Source organism: Staphylococcus sp. HMSC62B09, from assembly GCF_001839115.1.
In the GTDB taxonomy this organism is placed as follows: Bacteria; Bacillota; Bacilli; order Staphylococcales; family Staphylococcaceae; genus Staphylococcus; species Staphylococcus haemolyticus.
On record NZ_KV840144.1, the window covers coordinates 1 to 6269 of the forward strand.

8 protein-coding genes are annotated in these 6269 nt (G+C 42.4%); 7 read left to right on the plus strand and 1 reads right to left on the minus strand.

Annotated features, from left to right (window positions below):
- The 7 genes from HMPREF3265_RS06355 to merB all read left to right on the plus strand — a co-directional run.
- Window positions 1-1093, plus strand: a 1093-nt coding sequence (locus HMPREF3265_RS06355; RefSeq protein ID WP_141764274.1) for a dihydrolipoyl dehydrogenase family protein, incomplete at its 5' end; no start/stop codon positions are given.
- Window positions 1094-1392: 299 nt separating this feature from the next.
- Window positions 1393-1800, plus strand: coding sequence for an Hg(II)-responsive transcriptional regulator MerR (gene merR / locus HMPREF3265_RS06360; RefSeq protein WP_002380758.1), 408 nt, complete (start codon window positions 1393-1395; stop codon window positions 1798-1800).
- Window positions 1801-1816: 16 nt separating this feature from the next.
- Entirely contained in the window at window positions 1817-2170 is a 354-nt protein-coding gene (locus HMPREF3265_RS06365; RefSeq protein WP_000746201.1) for a TlpA family protein disulfide reductase, read from the plus strand.
- On the plus strand, window positions 2167-2847 hold the full coding sequence (locus tag HMPREF3265_RS06370) for a cytochrome c biogenesis CcdA family protein (protein WP_000010351.1): 681 nt from the start codon (window positions 2167-2169) through the stop codon (window positions 2845-2847). The genes HMPREF3265_RS06365 and HMPREF3265_RS06370 overlap by 4 nt, the downstream gene beginning before the upstream one ends.
- Window positions 2848-2981: 134 nt before the next feature.
- Window positions 2982-3320: a hypothetical protein gene (locus HMPREF3265_RS06375; protein WP_000968575.1), complete on the plus strand. Its 339-nt coding sequence runs from the start codon at window positions 2982-2984 to the stop codon at window positions 3318-3320.
- 57 nt (window positions 3321-3377) lie between these two features.
- Window positions 3378-5021, plus strand: coding sequence for a mercury(II) reductase (gene merA, locus HMPREF3265_RS06380; RefSeq protein WP_000193219.1), 1644 nt, complete (start codon window positions 3378-3380; stop codon window positions 5019-5021).
- 81 nt (window positions 5022-5102) lie between these two features.
- Window positions 5103-5753 carry an organomercurial lyase MerB gene (gene merB, locus HMPREF3265_RS06385; RefSeq protein WP_000790334.1) on the plus strand — a complete coding sequence of 217 codons (651 nt, stop codon included), beginning with the start codon at window positions 5103-5105 and terminating at the stop codon, window positions 5751-5753.
- 194 nt (window positions 5754-5947) lie between these two features.
- On the opposite strand, the gene HMPREF3265_RS06390 is transcribed toward merB, so the two are convergent.
- Window positions 5948-6269 (minus strand): hypothetical protein (locus tag HMPREF3265_RS06390; protein ID WP_070861179.1); only part of this gene is annotated, 322 nt, incomplete at its 5' end.

Below are 6269 nucleotides of genomic sequence, written 5' to 3' on the forward strand. Positions count from 1 at the left end.
TTATACTATAAATTCAACTTTGCAACAGAACCAAAAAGAGGAAGCATTGAATAAACAGGGAATCGATACGTATCATGGCAATGCATCTTTCGTGAGTGAGGACAAACTTGAAGTGAATAAAGAAGTGCTCGAGGGGAGTCATTTCTTGATCGCTAGTGGTGCGAAACCTACCCCTTTACCCATAAAAGGAGAAGAACATCTTACTTATAGTGATGAGTTTTTGGAGTTGGATGAATTACCACAAAGAATCGTCTTTGTTGGTGGTGGGTATATTTCGTTTGAATTTGCTCATATCGCGGCACGTGCTGGATCAGAAGTTCATATTATCCATCGAGGTCAAAGACCTTTGGAGAATTTTGATATAGATCTTGTAGATATCCTTTTAGAAAAGTCGAAAGAGATTGGCATACAGGTACATCTTCAACATTCCGTTGAATCCATTGAAAAAGAACAAGGAAAGTTTCATGTGTACGCTCGAAAAAAAGAGGATATAACGCGGTTTGAAGCAGACATTGTTATTCATGGTGCTGGACGGGTCCCTGCCTTAGATATGAATCTTGAAAAAGGGAATATAGAAAGGAAAAAACATGGTGTCCATGTTAATGAGTATTTGCAAAGTGTAAGTAACCCGAATGTCTATGCAGCTGGAGATGCTGCAGCAACGGATGGCTTGCCCCTCACACCTGTAGCCAGTGCAGATTCTCATGTCGTAGCATCTAATTTATTGAAAGGGAACAGCAAAAAAATTGAATATCCCGTGATTCCATCTGCTGTATTTACCGTACCTAAAATGGCATCGGTAGGTATGAGCGAGGAGGAAGCCAAAAACTCTGGCCGGAATATTAAAGTAAAGCAGAAAAACATCTCCGACTGGTTTACGTATAAACGGACAAATGAGGACTTTGCTGCGTTTAAAGTGCTAATTGACGAGGATAGTGATCAAGTTGTCGGTGCTCATTTGATTAGTAATGAAGCCGATGAACTAATTAACCACTTTGCAACAGCCATTCGCTTTGGAATTTCAACCAAAGAATTGAAACAAATGATATTTGCCTATCCAACGGCAGCTTCGGACATTGCACACATGTTGTAAGTTTGCGTTTTGTGAGATGTTTATAAACCACTTTATCGTCTAATCTTGTTATATGATCTTAGAATCAAAAAGAAAATAACTTTTTTGACAGCCACATTTTTCAACGGAAGAATGTGGCTTCTTGGCGTGAAGAGCAGATATCTTTATTCTTAAACTTCTAAAAAAGCTTATGTGAACACTTGATAAATAAGGTTTTTTATCTGACCTATTTTATAAGATTATTCTATAAAAGAAAAAATAATGTATGACTTGACCGTGTACTATGGTACAGGGTTTATACTTTTTATTGAGGTGACAATATGGAGATGAAAATCAGTGAATTGGCTAAAGCGTGTGATGTGAATAAAGAAACCGTTCGGTATTACGAGCGGAAAGGATTGATAGCCGGGCCTCCCAGAAACGAATCAGGGTATCGAATATATTCAGAGGAAACAGCAGATCGGGTACGGTTTATTAAACGAATGAAGGAATTGGATTTCTCGCTAAAGGAAATCCACCTGTTGTTTGGTGTGGTTGATCAAGATGGGGAGAGATGTAAAGATATGTACGCCTTTACCGTTCAAAAAACCAAAGAAATCGAGCAGAAAGTGCAGGATTTGTTACGAATCCAACGGTTATTAGAGGAATTAAAAGAAAAGTGTCCAGATGAAAAGGCGATATATACCTGTCCTATTATTGAAACGTTAATGGGAGGGCCTGATAAATAAATGGGGGAAGATTTGAATGAAAAAACGCATTTCCTTCACCGCTATAATGACGGTGTTGTTAATCGGTTTAACAGCTTGTGGAGCAGAATCTGATACCGCGAATGAATCAAAGGTTCAAGACATTCAAGGAAATCCAGTCAGCCTACCTAATGAGAAACCCACACTCATTTATTTTATGGCAACCTGGTGTCCATCTTGTATATACAATGAGGAAATCTTTAAGGAAATTCATCAACTAAACCCGAACGATGTTCAATTGATCACAGTTAGTTTAGACCCTAACACAGATACAAAAGAAAGCTTTGCGAAATTTAAACAGGATTATGGCGGGGATTGGCCCCATGTTTTAAAGATAGGAGTGGAATTATGAGTTTTTCGTTTCTCTTCATTCTGACCGCTGGAATGGTTGCGGCCTTTAATCCTTGTGGTATCGCCTTGCTTCCTTCTTATATCTCCTATTTAATTGGAGGCGAAACAAAGGATCATTCGTTCCGCTATGCAATTTTTAAAGGATTAGGGCTTGGTGGAGCGATGACCACGGGGTTTTTAACGATTTTTGTATTGGCTGGTTTGTTGATAGGAGGATTGGGAAGCGCACTAACAGGGATTTTTCCGATTCTTTCATTGGTTATGGGTATACTCATTGCTTTATTGGGGTTGGGCATGCTATTTGGGAAGCATTTGCCGATTAAAATAGGATCTTTTCAAGTCAAGCCAGGGAAATGGTCTATCTATTTTTACGGAATAGCCTATGCCGTGACATCACTTGGTTGTACCTTGCCAGCCTTTATGTTGGTGGTCTCTGCATCGCTGAATGACAATAGCGTAACGGCCGTGATCATCAAGTTCATCATCTACTCCCTTGGTATGGGAATTGTGGTGACAGCGATCACGATGGTCTCATTGATTTCACGACAATTGGTACAGAAGTTTCTGCACAACTATATGGGTTCTATCCAAAAAATAGCAGCTGTTGTGATTTTCCTCTCCGGTTTGTACATGGCTTATTACTGGTATTTCGGTTCTGGTGGCATTTGTACATTTTAAAATCCAACCGATCAGGTGTAACAAAAAATAGATGAAAGATGTAAAAAAGCTAAACGAACAAATTTCAAGTTAGGCTATAGGCCATGTATGTACCTTAACCAAAGAATAAAATTTTTTTAGAAAGAGTGGTGAGAATGATGGATGAGAATCGCTCGAAAGGTAACCGCTGGGGTGTTTGGGCCTTTTTCGGAATATTATTGGTTCCTTTATTGGTTCCTTTACTTTGTTGCGCAGGACCGATTCTCCTTGTTGCATTAGGGAGCACAGGTATTGGTGCCCTCTTTGCTGGTGCGACAGGAAATTGGTGGTTGACCGGCATTTTTGCAGCATTGGCCATTGTTATGATTGCTCTGATCCTCAGCAAGTTGTTGAAGAACAAATACAATTCTCCTGAAGGCAATGGAAAAACAAAAAATAAAACGGATTGCTGTACGCCTCCAGAGAGCGTGGATCGGAAACATGAGACAAGATAAATATGAGATAAATGTACAGAACTGTCTATCAAACTTTAAATAGAAAGAGGGATTCAAATGACTCAAAATTCATATAAAATACCCATTCAAGGCATGACATGCACAGGCTGTGAAGAACATGTAACCGAAGCATTGGAACAAGCCGGAGCTAAAGATGTTTCGGCCGATTTCCGACGCGGTGAGGCCATTTTTGAACTCAGCGATGATCAGATCGAAAAGGCTAAGCAAAATATTTCGGCAGCCGGCTATCAACCCGGAGAGGAAGAAAGCCAGCCCTCTGAAAACAGTGTAGATTTCAATCGGGATGGCGATTACGATCTTCTGATTATTGGTTCCGGCGGTGCGGCGTTTTCTGCAGCTATCAAGGCCAATGAAAACGGGGCGAAAGTGGCCATGGTAGAACGGGGAACCGTCGGGGGGACCTGCGTTAACATCGGTTGTGTACCGTCAAAAACCATGCTTCGTGCCGGTGAAATAAACGGTCTCGCCCAAAACAATCCGTTTACCGGACTTCAAACGAGTACCGGTGCTGCGGACCTTGCCCAATTGACCGAACAAAAAGATGGATTAGTCAGTCAAATGCGTCAAGAAAAATATATAGACTTGATCGAAGAATATGGATTTGATCTCATTCGTGGCGAGGCCTCGTTTATCGACGATAAGACGATACAAGTGAATGGACAAAACATCACGTCTAAAAGCTTTTTAATCGCAACGGGGGCTTCTCCGGCTGTTCCGGAAATCCCGGGAATGAATGAGGTTGATTATTTAACAAGTACATCCGCACTCGAATTAAAAGAGGTTCCACAACGATTGGCAGTGATCGGTTCTGGCTATATCGCAGCGGAATTAGGTCAAATGTTTCACAACCTCGGAACAGAAGTGACTCTCATGCAAAGAAGCGAGCGTCTGTTTAAAACCTACGATCCTGAAATTTCCGAAGCCATCGATGAATCCTTAACTGAGCAAGGACTTAACCTGATCACTGGGGTCACTTATCAAAAGGTTGAGCAAAACGGTAAGTCGACAAGCATTTATATTGAAGTGAACGGTCAAGAACAAGTCATCGAAGCCGATCAAGTCCTCGTGGCAACAGGAAGAAAGCCGAACACAGAGACTTTAAACCTTGAATCAGCAGGTGTGAAAACAGGGAAAAAAGGCGAAGTGCTGACCAATGAATATTTGCAAACGTCGAATAACCGAATATATGCCGCGGGCGATGTGACCCTCGGTCCGCAATTCGTTTATGTTGCAGCTTATGAAGGCGGGATTGTGGCAAATAATGCGTTGGGTCTAGCGAAACGCAAAATCGATCTTCGCTTTGTTCCCGGCGTAACCTTCACCAATCCATCGATCGCCACAGTCGGCTTGACTGAACAACAGGCAAAAGAAAAAGGTTACGATGTCAAAACATCGGTCCTTCCGTTGGACGCTGTACCGCGGGCCTTAGTCAATCACGAAACAACAGGGGTCTATAAACTTGTAGTCAACGCCCAAACCCAGAAATTGATCGGGGCGCACATTGTGAGTGAAAATGCTGGAGATGTGATTTATGCGGCAACGTTAGCGGTTCAATTTGGATTGACCATTGAAGACCTTACGGATAGCTTTGCGCCTTATTTAACGATGGCTGAAGGATTAAAGCTTGCAGCCTTGACGTTTGATAAAGACGTATCGAAATTATCTTGTTGTGCAGGCTAATGGTTCCTTTTGATTCTAATGCTATGTTGCAGGAGGCACTTAAAACAATGAAGTGGAGAAAATATAAGGAGGAATAAGCTTATGAAAAATATTTCAGAATTCTCAGCCCAACTTAATCAAACTTTTGATCAAGGGGAAGCCGTCTCTATGGAGTGGTTATTCCGTCCGTTGCTAAAAATGCTGGCGGAGGGCGATCCAGTCCCCGTTGAGGACATCGCGGCGGAGACCGGGAAGCCCGTCGAGGAAGTTAAGCAAGTCCTACAGACTCTACCTAGTGTGGAACTTGATGAGCAGGGCCGTGTCGTCGGTTATGGCCTCACACTGGTCCCTACCCCCCATCGCTTCGAGGTTGATGGGAAGCAACTATATGCATGGTGCGCCCTTGACACACTTATGTTCCCAGCACTCATCGGCCGGACGGTCCACATCGCTTCGCCTTGTCACGGCACCGGTAAGTCCGTACGGTTGACGGTGGAACCGGACCGCGTTGTAAGCGTCGAGCCTTCAACAGCCGTTGTCTCGATTGTTACACCAGATGAAATGGCCTCGGTTCGGTCGGCCTTCTGTAACAACGTTCACTTTTTCAGTTCACCGAGTGCAGCCCAAGACTGGCTTAACCAACACCCTGAGTCGAGCGTTTTGCCCGTTGAAGATGCCTTTGAACTGGGTCGCCATTTGGGAGCGCGTTATGAGGAGTCAGGACCTACTAATGGGTCCTGTTGTAACATTTAATCTTAGGCAATTACGCCTGCGTCAATCTTGGCCTTACGATGATGTCCTGTAACCGAAGCTCTATCTAGTGAAACCAATTTTATGGGAAACCAAATAAATAAAAAGATCAATTGCTTGTGCCTATATCGGGGAGTTAATAAAGCGAGAAAGTGGATTCTTGAATATAGGAGTAAATAAGGTGCCAAAATGGCACCTTATTTAAAATATGTAACGCCAAGGTCTGCCGTATTATATTGCATTGGAAAAAGAAAACCTTCTGTATAAGGAGATGTTATATGATATTTGGTAAACTGTTCGGCAGTTTGGGCGTAGAAAGCTTTTGCTCCTTGAACATCACGTTTGCCAGTTACAATGTCATTTAACAAGTTTAAAGATAAAAAATTCATCGCTTCCTCATGACACTTTGCTGATGCCTCACCTGTAGTTCGATCTAAGTAGACACTTCCATCAAAAGCGGCAATCGCATCATATAAGTGTACGGGGGTTCTGTTGCAAAGTAAAAAAATATAGCTAACC

Coding starts and splice junctions, on each gene's coding strand:
- merR (WP_002380758.1), top strand. CDS start 1,393: ATGGAGATGAAAATCAGTGAATTGGCTAAAGCGTGTGATGTGAATAAA.
- HMPREF3265_RS06365 (WP_000746201.1), top strand. CDS start 1,817: ATGAAAAAACGCATTTCCTTCACCGCTATAATGACGGTGTTGTTAATC.
- HMPREF3265_RS06370 (WP_000010351.1), top strand. CDS start 2,167: ATGAGTTTTTCGTTTCTCTTCATTCTGACCGCTGGAATGGTTGCGGCC.
- HMPREF3265_RS06375 (WP_000968575.1), top strand. CDS start 2,982: ATGATGGATGAGAATCGCTCGAAAGGTAACCGCTGGGGTGTTTGGGCC.
- merA (WP_000193219.1), top strand. CDS start 3,378: ATGACTCAAAATTCATATAAAATACCCATTCAAGGCATGACATGCACA.
- merB (WP_000790334.1), top strand. CDS start 5,103: ATGAAAAATATTTCAGAATTCTCAGCCCAACTTAATCAAACTTTTGAT.